Source organism: Bradyrhizobium sp. SBR1B (genome assembly GCF_014198205.1).
In the GTDB taxonomy this organism is placed as follows: Bacteria; Pseudomonadota; Alphaproteobacteria; order Rhizobiales; family Xanthobacteraceae; genus Bradyrhizobium.
Window position 1 is genome coordinate 568,705 of record NZ_JACIHC010000002.1, and the last position, 19,354, is coordinate 588,058.

17 protein-coding genes and 4 pseudogenes are annotated in these 19,354 nt (G+C 65.4%); 8 read left to right on the top strand and 13 right to left on the bottom strand.

Annotated features, from left to right (window positions below):
- Positions 1 to 12: 12 nt before the first annotated feature.
- Both lptM and argH read right to left on the bottom strand, forming a co-directional pair.
- Positions 13 to 306, bottom strand: a complete 294-nt coding sequence (gene lptM, locus GGD61_RS07370) for an LPS translocon maturation chaperone LptM (RefSeq protein WP_026201636.1) — start codon at positions 304 to 306, stop codon at positions 13 to 15.
- A 95-nt stretch (positions 307 to 401) separates the two neighbouring features.
- A complete protein-coding gene (argH, locus tag GGD61_RS07375; protein WP_092255689.1) occupies positions 402 to 1,799 on the bottom strand; it encodes an argininosuccinate lyase in 1,398 nt (465 codons plus the stop codon).
- Positions 1,800 to 1,900: 101 nt separating this feature from the next.
- On the opposite strand from argH, the gene tlpA reads away from it, so the two are divergent.
- Complete coding sequence (tlpA, locus tag GGD61_RS07380) at positions 1,901 to 2,566, top strand: thiol:disulfide interchange protein TlpA (protein ID WP_092255692.1); 666 nt, start codon at positions 1,901 to 1,903, stop codon at positions 2,564 to 2,566.
- 5 nt (positions 2,567 to 2,571) lie between these two features.
- Here tlpA and GGD61_RS07385 read toward each other — a convergent pair whose 3' ends face one another.
- The 6 genes from GGD61_RS07385 to GGD61_RS07410 form a co-directional block, all read right to left on the bottom strand.
- The gene (locus GGD61_RS07385) at positions 2,572 to 2,766 is read right to left on the bottom strand and encodes a hypothetical protein (RefSeq protein ID WP_018316264.1); all 195 of its coding nucleotides are present in this window, start codon (positions 2,764 to 2,766) and stop codon (positions 2,572 to 2,574) included.
- Between the two features lie 179 nt (positions 2,767 to 2,945).
- Positions 2,946 to 3,827, bottom strand: a complete 882-nt coding sequence (locus GGD61_RS07390; protein WP_026201637.1) for a 3-hydroxybutyryl-CoA dehydrogenase — start codon at positions 3,825 to 3,827, stop codon at positions 2,946 to 2,948.
- 210 nt (positions 3,828 to 4,037) lie between these two features.
- Complete coding sequence (locus GGD61_RS07395; RefSeq protein ID WP_018316266.1) at positions 4,038 to 4,982, bottom strand: electron transfer flavoprotein subunit alpha/FixB family protein; 945 nt, start codon at positions 4,980 to 4,982, stop codon at positions 4,038 to 4,040.
- Positions 4,982 to 5,731: an electron transfer flavoprotein subunit beta/FixA family protein gene (locus tag GGD61_RS07400; RefSeq protein WP_018316267.1), complete on the bottom strand. Its 750-nt coding sequence runs from the start codon at positions 5,729 to 5,731 to the stop codon at positions 4,982 to 4,984. The genes GGD61_RS07395 and GGD61_RS07400 overlap by 1 nt, the downstream gene beginning before the upstream one ends.
- A 126-nt stretch (positions 5,732 to 5,857) precedes the next feature.
- Positions 5,858 to 6,430 carry a cob(I)yrinic acid a,c-diamide adenosyltransferase gene (locus GGD61_RS07405; protein ID WP_092255695.1) on the bottom strand — a complete coding sequence of 191 codons (573 nt, stop codon included), beginning with the start codon at positions 6,428 to 6,430 and terminating at the stop codon, positions 5,858 to 5,860.
- A 66-nt stretch (positions 6,431 to 6,496) separates the two neighbouring features.
- Complete coding sequence (locus tag GGD61_RS07410; RefSeq protein ID WP_018316269.1) at positions 6,497 to 6,691, bottom strand: twin transmembrane helix small protein; 195 nt, start codon at positions 6,689 to 6,691, stop codon at positions 6,497 to 6,499.
- A gap of 233 nt (positions 6,692 to 6,924) precedes the next feature.
- Here GGD61_RS07410 and GGD61_RS07415 point away from each other — a divergent pair, with 233 nt between their 5' ends.
- The gene (locus GGD61_RS07415; RefSeq protein WP_183230467.1) at positions 6,925 to 7,818 is read left to right on the top strand and encodes a YihY/virulence factor BrkB family protein; all 894 of its coding nucleotides are present in this window, start codon (positions 6,925 to 6,927) and stop codon (positions 7,816 to 7,818) included.
- Here the strand turns inward: GGD61_RS07415 and GGD61_RS07420 are convergent.
- Together GGD61_RS07420 and gluQRS are read right to left on the bottom strand one after the other, a co-directional pair.
- A complete protein-coding gene (locus GGD61_RS07420; protein ID WP_092255698.1) occupies positions 7,745 to 9,025 on the bottom strand; it encodes an ATP-binding protein in 1,281 nt (426 codons plus the stop codon). The two genes, GGD61_RS07415 and GGD61_RS07420, sit on opposite strands and share 74 nt — an antisense overlap.
- A gap of 104 nt (positions 9,026 to 9,129) precedes the next feature.
- Positions 9,130 to 10,002: a tRNA glutamyl-Q(34) synthetase GluQRS gene (gene gluQRS, locus GGD61_RS07425; protein WP_183230516.1), complete on the bottom strand. Its 873-nt coding sequence runs from the start codon at positions 10,000 to 10,002 to the stop codon at positions 9,130 to 9,132.
- 122 nt (positions 10,003 to 10,124) lie between these two features.
- Here gluQRS and GGD61_RS07430 point away from each other — a divergent pair, with 122 nt between their 5' ends.
- Positions 10,125 to 10,778: a DNA-3-methyladenine glycosylase gene (locus GGD61_RS07430; RefSeq protein WP_092255701.1), complete on the top strand. Its 654-nt coding sequence runs from the start codon at positions 10,125 to 10,127 to the stop codon at positions 10,776 to 10,778.
- Between the two features lie 31 nt (positions 10,779 to 10,809).
- Here GGD61_RS07430 and GGD61_RS07435 read toward each other — a convergent pair.
- Positions 10,810 to 11,695: pseudogene (locus tag GGD61_RS07435) on the bottom strand (LysR family transcriptional regulator).
- A gap of 180 nt (positions 11,696 to 11,875) precedes the next feature.
- Here GGD61_RS07435 and GGD61_RS07440 point away from each other — a divergent pair.
- The 3 genes and pseudogenes from GGD61_RS07440 to GGD61_RS07450 all read left to right on the top strand — a co-directional run.
- On the top strand, positions 11,876 to 12,850 hold the full coding sequence (locus GGD61_RS07440) for a nitronate monooxygenase family protein (protein WP_092255969.1): 975 nt from the start codon (positions 11,876 to 11,878) through the stop codon (positions 12,848 to 12,850).
- Between the two features lie 35 nt (positions 12,851 to 12,885).
- The gene (locus tag GGD61_RS07445; protein ID WP_092255706.1) at positions 12,886 to 14,070 is read left to right on the top strand and encodes an ABC transporter substrate-binding protein; all 1,185 of its coding nucleotides are present in this window, start codon (positions 12,886 to 12,888) and stop codon (positions 14,068 to 14,070) included.
- A gap of 22 nt (positions 14,071 to 14,092) precedes the next feature.
- Positions 14,093 to 15,583 (top strand): annotated as a pseudogene (locus GGD61_RS07450) (acyl-CoA synthetase); the annotation flags it as partial.
- Here the strand turns inward: GGD61_RS07450 and GGD61_RS40395 are convergent.
- Positions 15,581 to 16,018, bottom strand: a pseudogene (locus GGD61_RS40395) (hypothetical protein); the annotation flags it as partial. The pseudogenes GGD61_RS07450 and GGD61_RS40395 sit on opposite strands and share 3 nt — an antisense overlap.
- A 54-nt stretch (positions 16,019 to 16,072) precedes the next feature.
- The gene (locus tag GGD61_RS07455) at positions 16,073 to 17,836 is read right to left on the bottom strand and encodes an NAD(P)/FAD-dependent oxidoreductase (protein ID WP_143109041.1); all 1,764 of its coding nucleotides are present in this window, start codon (positions 17,834 to 17,836) and stop codon (positions 16,073 to 16,075) included.
- A gap of 190 nt (positions 17,837 to 18,026) precedes the next feature.
- Here GGD61_RS07455 and GGD61_RS07460 point away from each other — a divergent pair.
- Together GGD61_RS07460 and GGD61_RS07465 are read left to right on the top strand one after the other, a co-directional pair.
- Positions 18,027 to 18,581 (top strand): annotated as a pseudogene (locus GGD61_RS07460) (hypothetical protein); the annotation flags it as partial.
- A 214-nt stretch (positions 18,582 to 18,795) separates the two neighbouring features.
- The gene (locus tag GGD61_RS07465) at positions 18,796 to 19,353 is read left to right on the top strand and encodes an HNH endonuclease (RefSeq protein WP_018316280.1); all 558 of its coding nucleotides are present in this window, start codon (positions 18,796 to 18,798) and stop codon (positions 19,351 to 19,353) included.
- Position 19,354: the final 1 nt, after the last annotated feature.

Below are 19,354 nucleotides of genomic sequence, written 5' to 3' on the forward strand. Positions count from 1 at the left end.
GGTTGTCCCGGCTTATTTCTTGCCGGGAGGTTCGTCCAACAGCGGGTCGAGAATAAACGGTTTTTTCCTACCCTTGGCCGCCGCGGGTGCGGCATCCGCACCGGAGGTTGGGTCGAAGAGGCTCGGCGTCTTCTGGGCTGCGGTCTCGGTGTCGGTCGGAGCTGCGACGTTGCCCGTTGGCGCGTTGGAGGCGGTCGGCGGCAAATCCAGCGGACCCTTGCGGCCGCAGCCGGCAAGCGCGAGCGCCGTCAGGCTCAAGACAATGATGGCCCACCCCGAGCCGGCCGGGCGAAACTTTGACGTCACGACGAAATTCCCCACTACGCGGGGCGCACCATACAGAGATTGGCGCGCTCTGGCGAGAGCCGGATGACCATGAAACATAAGCGAAATTTTGCCCCTCAGCCCAATTTTCGCTCTTTTTCCAGCCGCTTCGCCCAGGCCTTGGCCTGCGACGTCACGTTCTTCGGCGCGGTGCCGCCGAAGCTGGTGCGGCTCTTCACCGACGATTCGACCGAGAGCACGCCGAGCACGTCCTTGGTGATCTTGGGCTCGATCGCCTGCATCTCCTTGAGCGGCAGCTCGTGCAGGGCGACGCCACCCTCGGCGGCCTTGGCGACGATACGGCCGGTGACGTGATGGGCGTCGCGGAACGGCATTTTCAGCGTCCGCACCAGCCAGTCGGCGAGATCGGTCGCGGTGGAATAGCCCTCGCCTGCAGCAAGCTTCATCTTGGCTTCGTCAGGCACGAGATCGCGAACCATGCCGGTCATGGCGCGGATCGCCAGCGACAGCGCGGCAAAGCCCTCCATGGCGCCCTGCTTGTCCTCCTGCATGTCCTTTTGATAGGCGAGCGGCAGGCCCTTCATCACGATCAACAGGCCGTTGAGCGCGCCGATGACGCGGCCGGTCTTGGCGCGCACCAGTTCGGCGGCATCCGGATTGCGCTTCTGCGGCATGATCGAGGAGCCGGTCGTGAACTTGTCGCTGAGCCGGATCATGCCGACCAGCGGCGAGGTCCAGATCACGATCTCCTCGGCAAAGCGCGACATGTGCACGGCGCAGATCGAGGCCGCCGACAATGCCTCCAGCACGAAGTCGCGGTCGGAGACGGCATCGAGCGAGTTCGCCATCGGACGGTCGAAGAGAAGCGCCTTCGCGGTGGCGTGGCGGTCGATCGGGAACGAGGTGCCGGCCAGCGCGGCGGCGCCGAGCGGGGATTCATTCAGCCGCTTGCGCGCATCCTGGAAGCGGCCGCGATCGCGCGCGGCCATCTCGACATAGGCGAGCAGATGATGGCCGAAGGTCACGGGCTGCGCGGTCTGCAGATGGGTGAAGCCGGGCATCACGGTTGCGGCATGCTCCAGCGCGCGATTGACCAGCGCGGCCTGGAACGCGGCGAGCGCCGCGTCGGTTTCGTCGATGATGTCACGGACGTAGAGACGGAAATCGGTCGCGACCTGGTCGTTGCGCGAGCGCGCGGTGTGCAGGCGGCCGGCGGCGGGGCCGATCAACTCGGACAAGCGGCTCTCGACATTCATGTGAATGTCCTCGAGCGCGCGCTTGAACTCGAAGCCGCCCTTGCCGATCTCTGACAAAATCGTGTCTAGACCCTTGCCGATATTTTTCGCATCAGAACCCGTGATGATGCCCTTCGCGGCAAGCATCGCAGCGTGGGCCTTGGACGCGGCTATGTCCTGGGCGAAGAGGTGACGATCGACGTCGATGGAGACGTTGATCTCTTCCATGATCTCGTCGGGACGTTCCGAGAACCGGCCGCCCCACATCTTGTTGCTCATGATCCCCTGCTCACGCCTTGATTTGCCCCACGTTTGCTGGCCGCCGCCAGCCGTATTAAGAGGCCCCTGATAGCCATATCTGCGACCGGATGACAAACGATATGCTCGACAAGACGCCCTCCGCCACGCGCCGGGTCCCCCTCGTCATCGCCACCGTGGCGGTCGTAGGGCTGGCCGGCTTCGCCGCGCTGTACGGACTGGGCCTGAGCCGGGCCCCATCAGGCGATCCGGCCTGCCGGGCGGCGGTGGCTACGGCGCAAAAGATCGCCCCGCTGGCCCATGGCGAGGTGGCGGCGCTGACCATGGCGAGCGCGCCGCTGAAGCTGCCCGACCTCGCCTTCGAGGATGCCGACGGCAAGCCGAAAAAGCTGTCCGATTTCCGCGGCAAGACGCTGCTGGTGAACCTCTGGGCCACCTGGTGCGTGCCCTGCCGGAAGGAAATGCCGGCGCTGGACGAACTCCAGGGCAAGCTGTCGGGCCCGAATTTCGAGGTGGTGGCGATCAATATCGACACTCGCGACCCCGAGAAGCCGAAGACTTTCCTGAAAGAGGCCAATCTGGCCCGGCTCAGCTATTTCAGCGATCAGAAAGCCAAGGTTTTTCAGGATCTTAAGGCCGTAGGCCGGGCGCTCGGCATGCCCACCTCGGTGCTGGTCGATCCGCAAGGCTGCGAGATTGCGACGATCGCGGGGCCGGCGGAATGGGCGAGCGAGGACGCGCTCAAGCTGATCCGGGCGGCGACCGGCAAGGCCGCCGCAGCGCTCTAGGATTTTCAGGCGGTGATGTTGAGATTGCCGCCGACGCCGGCACCGACATTGGCCAGCGAGGGCTGACCCGCACCGAGCAGCGTCAGGACGGTGGATTTCTCCATATCCGCGTTCTGCTTGGTCAGCGTCGCCGCAATATTCGACTGCAGCGCGCCTTGCTGAGCGGCCAGCATGGTGCTGACCATTGCCATCATGTCCATTACGCGAACCCTCTTACCGGCTGCAGCCTAGGCGCGAGGGGTTAACGCGACATGAATCGACACAGGATAGGTGCCGTAGGGTGGGCAAAGGCGGACTTGCCGCCGTGCCCACCACCTCACCATGGTCGCGAAAAATGCGTGGGCACGCTTCGCTTTGCCCACCCTACGGCACCGCCGCCTTAGCGCGTCGGAACCGGCTTGGCGCCGCGGTAGTCGTAGAAGCCGCGCTGGGTCTTGCGGCCGAGCCAGCCGGCCTCGACGTATTTCACCAGCAGCGGGCACGGGCGGTACTTGGAATCGGCCAGCCCCTCATGCAGCACCTGCATGATCGAGAGGCAGGTATCGAGGCCGATGAAATCGGCGAGCTCCAGCGGGCCCATCGGATGGTGCGCGCCAAGCTTCATGGCCGCGTCGATCGCCTCGACATTTCCGACGCCTTCATACAGCGTGTAGATCGCCTCGTTGATCATCGGCAGCAGGATGCGGTTGACGATGAAGGCCGGGAAATCCTCGGACACCGCGACCTGCTTGCCGAGCTTGGCGACGAATTCCTTGGACGCCTCGAAGGTCTGGTCGTCGGTGGCGATGCCGCGGATCAACTCCACCAGCTCCATCAGCGGCACCGGATTCATGAAGTGAATGCCGATGAAGCGCTCGGGCCGGTCGGTGGCGGCGGCAAGCCGGGTGATCGAGATCGAGGACGTGTCGGAGGCGACGATCGCCTCGGGCTTCAACACGGCGCAGAGCTCGTGGAAGATCTTGCGCTTGACCTCTTCCTTCTCGACCGCGGTCTCGATCACGAGATCGCAATCGGCGAGGTCGTCCAGCTTCTCGGCGGACGTGATGCGCGCCATCGCCTTGGCCTTGTCGTCCTCGGAGACGGCCTTCTTGGAGACCTGGCGCGCCAGATTACCGTTGATGGTGGCCATGCCCGACTTGAGGCGATCAACCGAAACGTCGTTGAGCACCACGTCGAAACCGGCCAGCGCCGCAACATGCGCGATGCCATTGCCCATCTGACCCGCGCCGATCACGCCGACCTTCTTGATCACTGCCGCCATCTTGTCATCCACCGGAACGGCGCGCGACGAGCGCGCCTGCCTATCCCCCGAGCCGGGAGGTCTGATTTGATCAGAAGCTTGATTTAATCAGAACCCGGGCTCGAAACCTAGATTGGATCGCTTCGAAGGCGTGCCCCACGCCAAAGAAAACGCTTCAGAAATGAAACACCGGCCGGAGTTTATGCCTCCGGCCGGTGTTTTTGGCGTCTTTTACTTGCCGAGCTTGCCGAGTTCGGCCGTCAGCTCCGGAACCGCCTGGTAGAGATCGGCGACCAGGCCGTAATCGGCAACCTGGAAGATCGGCGCGTCCTCGTCCTTGTTGATCGCGACGATCACCTTGGAGTCCTTCATGCCGGCCAGATGCTGGATGGCGCCGGAAATGCCGACGGCGACATAGAGCTCGGGCGCCACCACCTTGCCGGTCTGGCCGACCTGCCAGTCGTTCGGGGCGTAGCCGGCGTCCACCGCCGCGCGCGAGGCACCGACACCGGCCCCAAGCTTGTCAGCGAGCGGCTCGATGTACTTGGCAAAATTCTCGCGGCTCTGCATGGCGCGGCCACCGGAGACGATGATCTTGGCCGAGGTCAGCTCGGGACGGTCGCTCTTGGCGACCTCCTCGCCGATGAAGGACGACAGGGCCGGATCGGCCGCCGCCGCGACGGTCTCGACCGCCGCGCTGCCGCCCTCGCCGGCTGCGGCGAAGGTCGAGGTCCGCACCGTGATGACCTTCTTGGCGTCCTTGGACTTCACCGTCTGGATGGCGTTACCGGCATAGATCGGACGCTCATAGGTGTCGGGGGCGACCACCTTGATGATCTCCGAGACCTGCATGACGTCGAGCAGGGCGGCGACGCGCGGCATCACGTTCTTGAAGCGCGAGGTCGCGGGCGCGACGATCGCATCGTAGCCGGAGGCCAGCGAAACGATCAGCGCGGCCAGCGGCTCGGCGAGATCGTGGGCGTAGAGCTCGCCGTCGGCGAGCAGCACCTTCTTGACGCCGGCAAGCTTGGCAGCGGCATCCGCCGCGGCCTTGGCGTTCTGGCCGGCAACGAGGACCTCGACGTCCGCGCCGAGCGCGGCGGCCGCGGTCAGGGCCTTGTTGGTCGCATCCTTGAGCGACGCATTGTCGTGTTCGGCAATCAGCAGCGTCGTCATCAGAGCACCCCGGCTTCGTTCTTGAGTTTCGACACCAGCTCGGCGACGTCTTTGACCTTGACGCCCGCCTTGCGGCCGGCCGGCTCCGTCGTCTTGACGACCTCGAGACGCGGAGCGACGTCGACGCCGTAATCGGCGACGGTCTTGTCGGCGATCGGCTTCTTCTTGGCCTTCATGATGTTCGGCAGCGAGGCATAGCGCGGCTCGTTGAGACGCAGATCGGTGGTGACGATCGTCGGTCCCTTCAGCTTCACGGTCTGGAGACCGCCATCGACTTCGCGGGTGACCTTGAAGTCAGAACCTTCGACCTCGAGCTTCGAAGCGAACGTCGCCTGCGACCAGCCGAGCAACGCAGCCAGCATCTGGCCGGTCTGGTTGCTGTCGTCGTCGATCGCCTGCTTGCCGAGAATGATCAGGCCGGGCTGCTCTTCTTCCGCAACCTTCTTCAGGATCTTGGCGACCGCGAGCGGTTCGACCGTGCCCTCGGCCTTCACCAGGATGCCGCGATCGGCGCCCATGGCAAGACCCGTGCGGATCGTCTCCGACGCCTGCGCAGGTCCAATGGAAACCACCACGACTTCGGTCGCCTTGCCGGCTTCCTTCAGGCGCAGTGCTTCCTCAACCGCGATTTCGTCGAACGGGTTCATCGACATCTTGACGTTGGCGAGTTCAACGCCCGATCCATCGCCCTTGACGCGGACCTTGACGTTGTAATCGACCACCCGCTTTACCGGCACTAAGACCTTCATCGATCCTCTTTCACTCAATTTGGGAGGGGGTTATCAACTGGCGCGGAACCTAAAGGCCTGATCTGCCCCGGTCAACGCGCGAACGAGTCTAATTTCGGCCTTCTGAAATGCAGAGGGCACGGTAGGTCAGCGGTTTTGGCCCGGAACCCAAAGCACGTCGCCGGCGCCATTCCCGTTGGCGGCCCGGCTGGCCACGAAGAGGAAGTCCGACAGGCGATTCATATATTGGATGCCAGCCGCGCTGACCTGCTCCCCGGGTTGCGCCGCCAGTTCCACGATCACCCGTTCCGCCCTGCGGCATATCGTGCGCGCCACGTGGAGATAGGCCGCAGTCGGCGTGCCGCCGGGAAGCACGAAGGAGGTCAGCGGCGCGAGCTTGTCGTTGAGCGCGTCGATGTCGCGCTCGAGCCGCTCGACCTGGCTTACCACCACCCGCAGCCGCTCCGCCTTGCCCTCACGCTCGGGCACCGCGAGGTCGGCGCCGAGATCGAACAGGTCGTTCTGGATGCGGCCCAGCATCGCGTCGAGCTCGGGCATGTCCGCGGTGTGGAGCCTGACCACGCCGATCGCGGCGTTGGTCTCGTCGACGGTGCCATAGGCCTCGATGCGCAGATCGTATTTCGGACGCCGCTCGCCGGTTCCGAGCGCTGTCGTGCCGTCGTCACCGGTTTTCGTGTAGATGCGATTCAGTACGACCATAGGAGACTCTTAATTTTGGGGCATGATCCTGTCGGAAAACCGCTTCACACTTTTCCGGATCATGCCCTACCGCCCCATCGCCCAGACCGCGAGCATCGCGATGATGATCGCCACGAATTGCAGCAGCACGCGCCAGCGCATCAGCTTCTGCGAAATGTTGGGCGAGCCGCCGCGCATCATGTTGATGAGCCCGAGCAGCAGCACCAACGCCACGGCGCCGGCTGCCGCCGGCAGGATGAAAGTGGTCAGGAGAGATGCCATTGGGGGGTGATAACACCGTGCGCGCCGGTCCGCCATGGTGCCGCGGCAGCCTCCGGCGTCATTCCGGGGCGATGCGAAGCGTCTCGCCCGGAATGACAGCGAGACGCTTCGCGAACTGGCTTTTGGGGCAAGAATATCAGATGGTATTGCGATGATTTCCGATTTGCGCCCATTGCCTATTCTCCTGACCTCTCCCTACGTGCGGGGAGAGCGGGCAGCGGTGTAGGTGCCATTTGAAAGCCTTCCGCTACATTTACTGCGTCTTGGAGGATGCATTCTACACGTTCCTGGCCGACGACGGCTGGGCGATCGCGAGCCATATCGCGCTGTCGACGTTGATGGCGCTGTTCCCGTTCCTGATCGTGCTGACCTCACTCGCGGGCTTCTTCGGCTCCAAGGAACTCGCCGACCAGGCCGCCAGCCTGATGCTGCAGATCTGGCCCAAGCAGGTCGCCGATTCGATCTCGGGCGAGGTGCATGACGTGCTGACCACGACCCGCACCGGCATTCTGACGATCGGCGCGGCGCTGTCGGTCTATTTCGCCTCCAACGGCGTCGAGGCCCTCCGGGTCGCACTCAACCGCGCCTATGCGGTGGTGGAGATGCGGCGCTGGTACTGGCTGCGGCTGGAATCGATTGTCTACACGCTGATTGCTGCCTTCACCGCGCTCGCCATGGCGTTCCTGATCGTGCTCGGTCCGCTCCTGATCGAGGCGGCGCGGCGCCACATCCCGCTGTTCGTCGAATCCAACGAGAGCATCCTGACCTGGCTACGCTACGGCATCACCATCGGTGCGCTGGTGGTGGCGCTGATCATCCTGCATGCCTGGCTGCCGGCTGGACGGCGCGGCTTCTTCCAGATCCTTCCCGGCATCGTCTTCACCATCGTGGCGTCGCTGATATCAGGCATCGTGTTCGGGCAATATCTGGCGCGCTTCGCCAACAATTACGTGACCATGTATGCGGGGCTCGCCTCGGTCATCATCGCGCTGGTGTTCCTGTACTTCATCGCCGCGATCTTCGTTTACGGCGGCGAGCTCAACGCCGCGATCATCAAGTCGCGGCTTCCTCACGGCGTGTCGCTTCAAGCAGCGCAGTCGCTAGCGCCCGCGGAGACACAGGCTTGACCAGGAAGGCGTCGGCACCTGCCTCGCGCGAGGCCGCCTCGTCCTCGCCGCGGCCGGACACCCCGATGATCGGGATCTGAGCCAGCGGGGCCTCCATGGTGCGGATCCGCCTGATGGCCTCGACGCCGTCGATGCCCGGCAGCACCATATCCATCAGCACCGCATCGAACGCGCCTTGCGCCAGCCGGCCGACGGCGTCCTCGCCGCGCCCGATAAACTCGGCATGATGGCCGAGCTCAGTCAGAATCGTGTTGAGCACAACACGGCCGAACGGATTGTCCTCGACACTAAGGACGCGCAGCGCCGCGGCCACATCCGCCTCGGCTTCGCCCTTCGCCTTGCGGGATTTGCGCGGTCCCGCCGCATCGAGCGACACCGTCAGCGTGAAGGTGGCGCCACCGCCGCGGCGTGGGGCCACGGTGATGTCGCCGCCCATCGCGCGCGCCAACTGCTTGACCGAGGACAGGCCCAAGCCGGCGCCGCCGAAGCGCGAGGCGATGGTGACATTGGCCTGGGTGAACGGGCGGAACAGCCGCTTGATTTCGGCCATGGTCAGCCCGATGCCGCTGTCGGACACCGCGAAGGCGACGCCGACCCTGCCCTTCTCTTTTGGCTTGCCCTTCGCTTTGCCTTTGGCTGGACGCCAGGGCGCGACCTCGAGTGCCACGCCGCCCTGGTCGGTGAACTTCACGGCATTGTCGATCAGGTTCTCGAGCGCGGCGCGCAGGCGGACGGGATCGCCGACCACGAGGCCGGGGAGCTTGTCGGAGATCTCGACCTGGGCCTGGAGACCCTTGGCGGCGGCGCGGCCGGCCAGCGAATCCCCGGCGCTGCGGGCGAGCGTGCGCAGATCGAACAGGTCCTGCCGCAGCGTACTTCCGCCCTTTCCGGCCCCCTTGCCGGTTCGGGCGGCATCCACGAACAGCGTGGCAAGGCTCGCCAGATGCTCGGCGCCGGCCTTGATGGTGTCGGCCCAGCGCCGTTCCCGCTCGCCGAGATCGGAGGTCGCGAGCAGGTCACTGATCGCCAGAATGCCGGTCAGGGGGGTGCGGACCTCATGGGCAAAGGCGGCGAGCGCCGCCTGGACCACGTCCGGGGCGACCGCCTTGGTGCTGCGCTTGCGCAACCCGCCGGCCGTCCCGGACCGCTTCCGAGGCGGTCGCCTGGACGTCCGCGTGGTGCGCGCTGGGCGCGTTTTCGCCGCCATAAATCCCCTTCGAAGTGTCCCCTTCGAACCCCGGGCTGTCGGCCAAGCATGGCACGGCGGAACCCCCGGAGTCACGGCGGCGTTTGGCTAACCCCCAGAGAAACTTAATCTAATCCCACCAGCTGACGGATGCCGGCAGGCGTGATGCCGGCCGCGCGCAAGGCGCGCAGACCGGTCGAGCGGCTCGATTTCGACAGCTTCCGCCCCTCGCCGTCGCCAATCAGCCGGTGATGGCGGTAGGCGGGGTCGGGCAGGCCGAGCAGGACCTGGAGCAGGCGGTGGACGGCGGTGGCGTGAAACAGGTCCTGGCCACGCACGATCTCGCTGACGCCCTGGAGCGCGTCATCGACGACGACGGACAGGTGGTAGCTGGTCGGCGTCTCCTTGCGCGCCAGGATGACGTCACCCCAAGCCTCGGGCCGCGCCGGGACGGTGGCGTGCTCGCCATCGGGCCCCTCGCCCAGCTCATTCCAGGTCAGGCCGGCGACGCGCCGACAGGCGGCCGCCATGTCGAGCCGCAGCGCGTAGGGCGCGCTTGAAGCGATCAGGCGCGCCCGCGCGTCGGCAGGCAGTGATTTGGACTCGCCGGGATAAAGCGGCGCGCCGTCGGGATCACGCGGCCACGGGCCATCCGCCTCGCGCGCGGAGACGAGCTTTGCGATCTCGGCGCGGCTTTCGAAGGCGGGATAGATGAGCCCAAGCGCCGACAGCTTGTCCAGCGCGGCGCGATAATAAGCGAGATGCTCCGACTGCCGCCGCACCGGCGTCTCCCAGTTGATCCCGAGCCAGGCCAGATCCTCGTAGATCGCCGCCTCGAATTCCGGCCGGCAGCGCGTTGCATCGATGTCCTCGATCCGCAGCAACAAGCGGCCGCCAGTCTCGCGCGCGCGGTCGAAATTCAGCAGTGCGGAATAGGCGTGGCCGAGATGGAGGTGGCCGTTCGGGCTCGGGGCGAATCGGAAAACGGGTGGTGCCATCATATCAAACTCGTCATGGCCGGGCTCAGCCCGGCCATCCATCTTCCAAGTACTCTGTTACGACAGGAGATGGATGCGCGGGTCAAGCCCGCGCATGACGTCGAAGAGAGCTTGCCAATCGCATGACCATCCATCTCGAAACCCAATCCGATCTCGAAGAGGCCGTCCAAGCGCTGATCAAGCGCGATCCCCGTCTCAAACCCGTGTTCGAGATCGCAGGCATGCCGGCGCTGCGGCGGCGGGAGCCGGGTTTTGCGGGCCTTGCCCACATCGTCTGCGGCCAGCAGCTCTCGACCGCGAGCGCCGCGGCGATCTGGGGACGGTTGTCGGCGGCCTTCGATCCGTTCGACCATGACGCGGTGCGCCGCGCCCGCACTGACCGGTTGGGGCGGCTCGGCCTGTCGGCCGCCAAGATCAAGACGCTGAAGCATCTCGCGCGCGAGATCGGCGCGCAGCGGCTGAACCTCGACGTGCTCGCCGAGGAAGACGCCGACGCCGCGCATCACACGCTGATCGCGCTGCCCGGCATCGGCCCCTGGACCGCGGACGTCTATCTGTTGTTCTGCCTCGGCCATGGCGATGCCTGGCCCGCCGGCGACCTCGCCGTGCAGGAGGCTATCCGCGTCGGGCTCGGCCTTCAGGCAAGGCCGACGGAAAAGCAGATGGCGCCGCTCGCCGAGCCCTGGCGTCCCCTGCGCGGCGCGGCGGCGCATTTGTGGTGGAGCTATTATCGCGCGGTGAAGAAGCGCGAGGGCGTGCTCGCCGGCTCGGGCTAAAGAAACCGCTGCGCACTTTTCCGGATCATGCCTAGCCCCGCAGCCTCGCGCGGTCGGCCCGGGCGCATTCGGCGACGAAATCCACGACGGCGCGCACCGCCGGAAGCTCGACGAGGTCGGGATGGGCCAGCAGCCACAGGTCCGCCACGCTGGCGAGCTTTTGCGGGGCGACGCGCACGAGGTCGGGATAGCTTTCCGCGACGAAGCAGGAGAGCGCCGAGATCCCAATCCCGGCGCGAACCGCCGCCAGCATGTCCCCCTGGGAAGAGCAGCGCATCACCACCCTGGCCTGCCGGGTGACGGCGTCGCTCCAGCGCGCAAGCTGCGCATTGGACGCCTGGTCGGCGAAGCCCACGACGCTATGCTCCTTCCACTCGCCGCGCCGTTCAGGCAAGGAACCCCGCGGCATAATCGCGCGAGGCATAGAACCCGGTGCCAAGGCGGCCGATCTTGCGGCCGACCAGGTTTTCCTCGCCGCTGTCGAAAGGCCGCAGCACCACGTCCGCCTCACGCCGGCGCACGCTCGCCGGAAACGGGTGGGTGATGATCTCGAGCTGGACATGATCGTGCGCACGCAGGAAGGCGGGCAGGCGCGGCATCAGCCAATGCGAGGCCAGCGTCGCGCCGATCGAAAGCTTGACGATGCCGCGCGCCTTATGTCCTCCGGCCGCAACCGCGGTCTCGGCCCGCAGCGCCGCCGCCGCCATGGCCTCGGCGTGCTCGCGCAATGTCCGTCCATCCGCCGTCAGCGCCAGGCCGTCGGCGGCGCGCGCCACCAACCTGGTGCCGAGCTGAGCTTCCAGCGCCGCGATCTTGCGGCTGACGGTCGGATGGCTGGTGTGCAGCCGGCGGGCGGCGGCGGTGAAGCTTCCGGTATCGGCGACCGCGACGAAGGTCTTGCAAAGATCCCAGTCCAATCGGCACCCCCGTTCATATCTGAATGGCTATCCGTTCATTATTGAACGACCGGAGCGCGCCGTCCAACCTTATAGTGGGTTCAAACCCGCGACACGGGCGGCAATCGCCCGCGCGACAATCAACAGGGAAACGCCTCGTCATCCGCCCGCCGGCGGGGCCGCGTTTCCAGGGAGGACATGATGGCGCTGCCCGCTCTCTTGAAGGATTCGCTCGCGCTGCCCGTGGTGGGCTCGCCGCTCTTCATCGTCTCCGGACCAGAGCTGGTGATCGCCCAGTGCAAGGCGGGCGTCGTCGGATCCTTCCCCGCGCTCAATGCCCGTCCGGTCGCGAAGTTCGACGAATGGCTGAGCCGCATCGAGGACGAGCTCGGCCAATACAAATCGCTCAATCCGGGCAGGAAGGTCGCGCCCTACGCGGTCAACCAGATCTGCCACGCCTCCAACGACCGCCTGATGAAAGACATGGAGACCTGCGTGAAACATCGCGTCCCCATCATCATCACCTCGCTGCGGCCGCCGGCCGAGATCGTCGAGGCCGCGCATTCCTACGGCGGGCTGGTGTTCCACGACGTCATCAACGTCAAGCATGCGCGGAAAGCGGCCGAGCACGGCGTCGACGGCCTGATCCTGGTCTGCGCGGGCGCCGGCGGGCATGCCGGAACGCTGTCGCCCTTCGCGCTGGTGCGCGAGGTCAAGCAATGGTTCAAGGGCACGATCCTGCTGTCAGGCGCGATCAGCGACGGCTTCGGCATTGCCTCCGCGCTGACGCTGGGCGCCGACCTCGCCTATATCGGCACGCGCTTCATCGCGACCAGGGAAGCCAACGCCGACGAAGCCTACAAGGCCGCGCTGACGCAGCATGCCGCGCACGACATCGTCTACACCAACCTGTTCACCGGCGTGCACGGCAACTATCTCGGCCCCTCCATCGCCGCCGCGGGACTCGATCCGGGCAATCTGCCGGTGGCCGACAAGACGAAGATGAATTTCGGCTCCGGCGGCAACACGAAATCAAAGGCCTGGCGCGACATCTGGGGTTCGGGCCAGGGCATCGGCCAGATCACCGACGCGCCGCCCGTGGCCGACCTGGTCGACCGGATGAAGGCGGAGTTCGATCAGGCCCGCCAGGATTTCCTGCTCCGCGCCAGCGCCTGACGTCTCGGACTGACAAGAAAAAACGGGAGGACACCATGAAGCTCGCAGCCGCATTGATCGGCATGTCGTTGCTGACGCTCGGCGCCGCCAGCGCCCACGCCGAGGGCAGCGCCGAGATCCGCATCGGGCAGACCCTGCCCTATAGCGGCCCGGCCTCCGGCTTCGGCGCGATCGGGCGGACACAGGAAGCGTTCTTCGAGAAGATCAATGCCGAAGGCGGCATCAGCGGCCGCAAGGTCAAGTTCATCACGCTGGACGACGCCTATTCGCCGCCGAAGACGGTCGAGCAGACCCGCAAGCTGGTCGAGCAGGACGAGGTGCTGATGATGTTCGGCTCGCTCGGCACCGCCACCAACAGCGCCGTGCAGCGCTATCTCAACGCCAAGAAGGTGCCGCAGCTGTTCGTGCTCTCGGGCGCCACAAAATGGGCCGAGCCGCAGAAGAATCCGTGGACGATGCCGGGGATGGCGGCCTACGAATCCGAGGGCGTGGTCTATGCCAAATACATTCTGCAGACCAAGCCCGACGCCAGGATCGCGATCCTGGCGCAGAACGACGATTTCGGTCGCGACTATGTCGCAGGCTTCAAGCGCGCACTCGGAGCCAAGGCGGCCAGCATGATCATCGCGGAGCAGACCTACGAGACCAGCGCGCCGACGATCAGCTCGCAGCTCTCGACCCTGAAGGCCTCGGGCGCCAACGTGCTGTTCGGCGTCGTGCTCGGAAAGTTCACCTCGCAGATGGTCAAGGGCGTGGCCGAGATCGGCTGGAAGCCCGAGCTGTTCTTCGTGCCGACCTCGGCTTCGTCGATTTCGTTCCTGGAGCCCGCCGGGCTCGACAACGCGGTCGGCCTGATCTCGTCGAGCAACCAGAAGGACACGATGGACCCGCAATGGGCCAACGATCCCGGCGTGAGGGAGTATTTTGCCTTCATGAAGCAATACATGCCGAACGCCGACCTTTCCAACTCCAACTACGCGGCCGGCTATCACTACGCGACGCTGCTGATGACGGTGCTGAAGGCGTGCAAGGATGATGTCAGCCGCGACAACATCATGCGCCAGGCGGCCTCGCTGAAGGAGGTGAAGCTGCCGCTGCTGCTGCCGGGAATATCGGTTACGACCGGTCCCGACGATTATCTGCCGTTCCAGCAGCTTCAGCTCCGCCGCTTCAACGGCAAGAGCTGGGTCGGCTTCGGCGACGTGCTGGACGATCGCTAGGCTCGCGCGGGAAGGACACGCCATGATCATCAGCGGCGAGCGCCGGATCAGCTATGACGAGATCCAGTCACGCATCAGGCGGGCGGCGAGCGGATTCCGCGCCCTGGGCCTTGCCGAGGCCGCGCCGGTTGCGATGATGCTGCGCAACGACTTCGCCCTGTTCGAGGTGGTTGCGGCCTCTGCCGCCCTCGGCAGCCCGGTGGTGCCGATCAACTGGCATCTCAAGGCCGAGGAGGTCCGCTACATCCTGACCGACAGCGGCGCGAAGATCCTGGTCTGCCACGCCGACCTGCTGCCGCAGATTCGTGACGGCGTGCCGGAGGACGTCCGTCTTCTTGTGGTCCAGACGCCGCCCGAACTGGCGACAACGTTCGCCGTGCCCGCCGCGCTGACGCAAATCCCCGCCGGACTGACCGATTGGGACCGCTGGCGCGACGGCCAAGTGGAAGCTCAGGAACCGCCGCGCCGGGCCGCGGCGATGATCTACACGTCGGGCACGACCGGGATGCCGAAGGGCGTGCGGCGCATGCCGATGCAGCCGGAACAGGCCGCCGCCTCCGAACGCGTCGGCGCCATCGCCTATGGCATCAAGCCACGGGACAACCAAATCGTGCTGATCAACGGGCCGATGTACCACTCGGCGCCGCATTCCTACGGCATGATGGCGTTTCGCAATAGCTGTACCATCATCCTCCAGCCGCGGTTCGATGCGGAGGAGCTGCTGGCGCTGATCGAGCGTCACCGCGTGACGCACATCCACATGGTCCCCACCATGTTCGTGCGGCTGCTGCGGCTGCCCGAGACCGTCAGGCGCCGCTACGACCTGTCGTCGCTGCGCTTCGTCGTGCACGGCGCTGCGCCCTGCCCGCCCGAGGTGAAGAAGGCGATGATCGATTGGTGGGGGCCGGTCATCAACGAGTATTTCGGCTCGACCGAGACCGGGATCCCGGTGTGGCACTCTGCCGAGGAGGCGCTGAAGAAGCCCGGCACCGTCGGCCGCGCCATCGAAGGCGGCATCGTCAGGATATTCCGCGACGACGGCAGCCCGTGCAAGGCCAACGAGGTCGGCGAAATCTACATGCGTCAGACAGCGGTGCCCGATTTCGATTATCACGGCAAGGCGCAGGCGCGCGCCGAGGCCGGGCGCGACGGCCTCGTCAGCGTCGGCGACGTCGGCTATCTCGACGAGGACGGCTATCTGTTCCTGTGCGACCGCAAGCGCGACATGGTGATATCGGGTGGCGTCAACATCTATCCCGCCGAGATCGAGAACGCGCTGATCGGCATGCCCGGCGTACGCGATTGCGCCGTGTTCGGCATTCCCGACCCGGAATATGGCGAGCGGCTCTGTGCCTGCATCGAGCCCGACACCGGCGAGCAGCTCTCCGCTGCCGCAGTGCAGGCCTTTCTGCGCGAGCGGCTGGCGAACTTCAAGGTGCCGAAGGAGATCCGGTTCCTGGATGCGCTGCCCCGGGAGGCGACCGGAAAGATCTTCAAACGCAAGCTGCGCGACGCGCGCATTGCCATAGCCGTCGGAGACGTAGATCTCGCCCTTCGGCGACAGCGCGGTGTGGGTGCAGCGGTGGAAGGGCTCGCCGCTCATGAACGGCGCCGGTTTCTCGGGGATGCCGATCGTCAGCAGCACCTTGCCGTCCGTGGTGCATTTGCGCACGGTATGGTCGCCGTCATCGGTGCAGTAGAGATTGTCGTCGGCGTCGATATGCAGCCCGTGTGCTCGCGAGAACAGCCCTTCGCCCCAACTGCGCAGGAAATTGCCCTCGCGGTCGAGCACCACCATCGGGTGAGCGCCGCGGTTGAAGACGTAGACACGATCCTTGCTGTCGACCGCGACGGAGGCGACGTCGGTGAGCTGCCAGCCGTCGGGCAGTTTCGCGAAATTGTCGACGACGCGGTAGCGGTGCTCGCCGCTGCCGAGAATGGCTGGCATTGATCTCTCCTCTTGTCATTCCGGGCTCGCGCTACGCGCGCCCCGGAATGACGGCTATATTCGCCCCAAAATCCCTTTCTCGATCGCCTTGATCTGCAGCGCGAGATATTTCGAGTTGATCCGGCATTGGGCGAGGCTGCCGGCGATGAACCAGAGCCCGGGCTGCCTGGTGCGCGCGTACATGTTGCGCAGCTCAAGACCATCGCCAAAGCCCCAGATCGGCCCGACGCGGTCGGCGATGGCCTCGCCGAACAGTTTTCGCACCAGATATTCCTGCGGCTTGTAGCCGGTCGAGAGCACGATGAGATCGGCGGGAAGGAGCGTGCCGTCCTTCATCCGTGCGCCCTCCTCGACGAAACCCTCGATGTCGGAGAACTGCCTGAGCTTGATCGCGCCCTCGACGACCAGGTTGGAGCAGCCGACGTTGAAATAATAGCCGCCGCCGCGGGTGAGGTATTTGAACTGCCAGCCGGTGCCGGCCTCGCCGAAGTCGAGCTTGAAGCCGACGTGGGAGAGGCCGTCCAGCAGCTCCTTGTCGAGCTGCTTCGATTGCTCGGTCAGCATCACGTGCGTCTTCTTCGCCAGCGGCGTCGGCATCGAGGCCGCGATCAAATCATTGTCCTCGAGCGTGCCTTCGTTGTAGGTCGCATAAGCGAGCTGCGCCGACGGCTCGATATTGGTGACCAGCGTCGGCGAACGCTGCACCAGCGTCACCTCGGCGCCGCTGGAATGAAGGTCCTGCGCGATGTCGTGGCCGCTGTTGCCGGTGCCGATGACGATCGCGCGCTTGCCGGTCCAGCTCTCGCCATCCTCGTAGCGGCTGGAATGCAGCAGCGTTCCCTTGAAATTGTCGAGCGTCGGAATGGCCGGAATATTGGCGATGCCGCTGACGCCGGTTGCCATGATGACATGACGCGGATGCATGGTCCGCTTGCTGCCGTCGGTACGGCACAGTGTGACCGTCCAGCGTCCCTTCGCCTCGTCATAGGCGCCGCCTGCGAATTCGGTGCCGGTCCAGAAGTTCAGCTCCATGGCATCGACGTAGGCCTCGAACCAGTTGGCGAGCTTGTCCTTGGGGATATAGGTCGGCCAGTTCGGCGGGAACGGCATGTAGGGCAGGTGATTGACCTGCACCTGGTTGTGCAGGGTGAGCGCATGATAACGCTTGCGCCAATTGTCGCCGATCCTCGTCTCGCGATCGACGATCAGCGCGTCGACCTTGAGCTGCTTCAGCCGTGCTGCGATCGCGAGCCCGGCCTGGCCGCCGCCGACCACCAGCACGGCCGGATCGCGATCGGCGTAGTCGCGCGAGGCGTTGCGCAAATCGAGCCAGTTAGGCCCGCGGAAATCGCGCGAATAGGCCTGGCCGCGCGGCCTCGACGTGCCGAGTTGCTCCTCGAATCCCTTGAGCTCGTCGAGCGCGGTGAGCAATGTCCAGGCCTTCAGGCGGTCGCCGTCAGCGCCATCGGGAATGAGCCTGATGATGCCGCTGCCACGCCCGAACGCCGTTTCGAAATTGAAGATCGCTTCGATGGTATTGGTACCGGCGCGTGTCACCCAGCGCGGCGGCGCGCGGTTCGGCGCGATCTTGAAGCTGGTCGGTGCCGCCTGGGGCGCGAGCGCGGTCAGCGCTAGCGCAATCGTCTCGCGGCCGGCGATCGTTTGCAGGTTCCAGCTCAGCGCCAGCACGTCGCGCCAAAAGCTGTCGGCGAGGAAGAGGCGGTCCAGCGTGGCGGGATCGGGCCTGCCCAGCGCGCGCTCGAATTCATCGAGCCAGGCCTGGGCGCAGGCGGATAGATCCTTGATCTTGTCGAGCATGCGCGACCTCTTGGCCGTCTTTCGCGGCGTTTCCTCTGAATCGAACGCTATACGGTTTCCTTGCCCGCAAAAAGCTGCCGACCCGAGCGAGGCAGGCATGCAGCCCTGCTCGGGCGGAATATGGCCTGGCCCTCCACTCGCGCGCGGGACGCCGGCCGGTGAAGGTTTAAGCGCCGCCCGGACCGCGGCCGGTCCAATAGGGATGCACAAGTTCACGCCGGACGGCAAGCTGCTCAAGAGCTGGGGCGAGCCGGGCACAGATCCCGGCCAGTTCAACATCGTGCACAATATTGCCACCGACGCCGACGGCTGGGTCTATGTCGCCGACCGCGAGAACCACCGGGTGCAGGTGTTCGATGGCGAGGGCAAATACGAGACGCAGTGGAACAACCTTCACCGCCCCTGCGCGCTGTGCTGCTGCGGAGGGGCCAAGAGCCCGACCTTCGTGATCGGCGAGCTCGGCCCGGGCCTCGCCATCAACCGCAATGTGCCCAATCTCGGCCCGCGGCTGTCGATCGTGGACGCCAAGGGCAAGCGCATCGCGCGCCTCGGCGGCGAGGAAGGGCCGGGTGTTGCGAGCGGAAAGTTCCTGGCGCCCCACGGCATCGCGCTGGATTCCAGGGGCGACATCTATGTCGGCGAGGTCGGCGTGACCAACTGGGACACCAGCTTTCCCGACGAGGAGATGCCGGCGGCGGTGCGCGCGACGCGGTGCTTGCAGAAGCTGGAGCGGGTACGGGAGTAGCTTCCGCAGCAGACCACCAGCCGCTGGTCACGGCGGTTCCTAGCCAGCCGCGTACCTCCTCCAAAACGCGGCTTTTTGAGCACTTTCGCCACCCCGGCGCCGCATTGCTTGCACCTGAATAAGTCGCTCAACGGGCTTCACAATCCCGTCACGCTGCATGTAGTATGTCAGTACATGCTGCTTCGCAGCGTATATTGGAGGCCGGGAGCGTTACTTGAACGCACATGTCTCGCAAGGCAGTTGGCCGGTGTTGGTGCTGAATGCGGACTTCCGGCCGCTGAGTTACTACCCGCTGTCTCTTTGGTCGTGGCAGGACGCGATCAAGGCGGTGTTCCTCGATCGCGTCAACATCGTCGCACATTACGATCAGGCGGTTCATAGCCCCACGCTGCAAATGCAGCTGCCGAGCGTCGTCTCGCTCAAATCCTTCGTCAAGCCGACCACCCATCCGGCCTTCACCCGGTTCAACGTTTTCCTGCGCGACCGTTTCGCCTGCCAGTATTGCGGCTCGCCCGAAGACTTGACCTTCGATCACATCATCCCGCGCAGCAAAGGCGGCCAGACCACCTGGGAGAACGTGGTCGCGGCATGCTCGCCGTGTAACCTGCGCAAAGGCAATCTCACGCCGGTGCAGGCAAAAATGTTTCCGCGCCAGCACGCCTTCGCCCCGACCGTGCACCAGCTTCACCGCAACGGCCGCCTGTTCCCGCCGAACTATCTGCACGATAGTTGGCTCGACTATCTGTACTGGGATACGGAGCTGGATCCGTAGG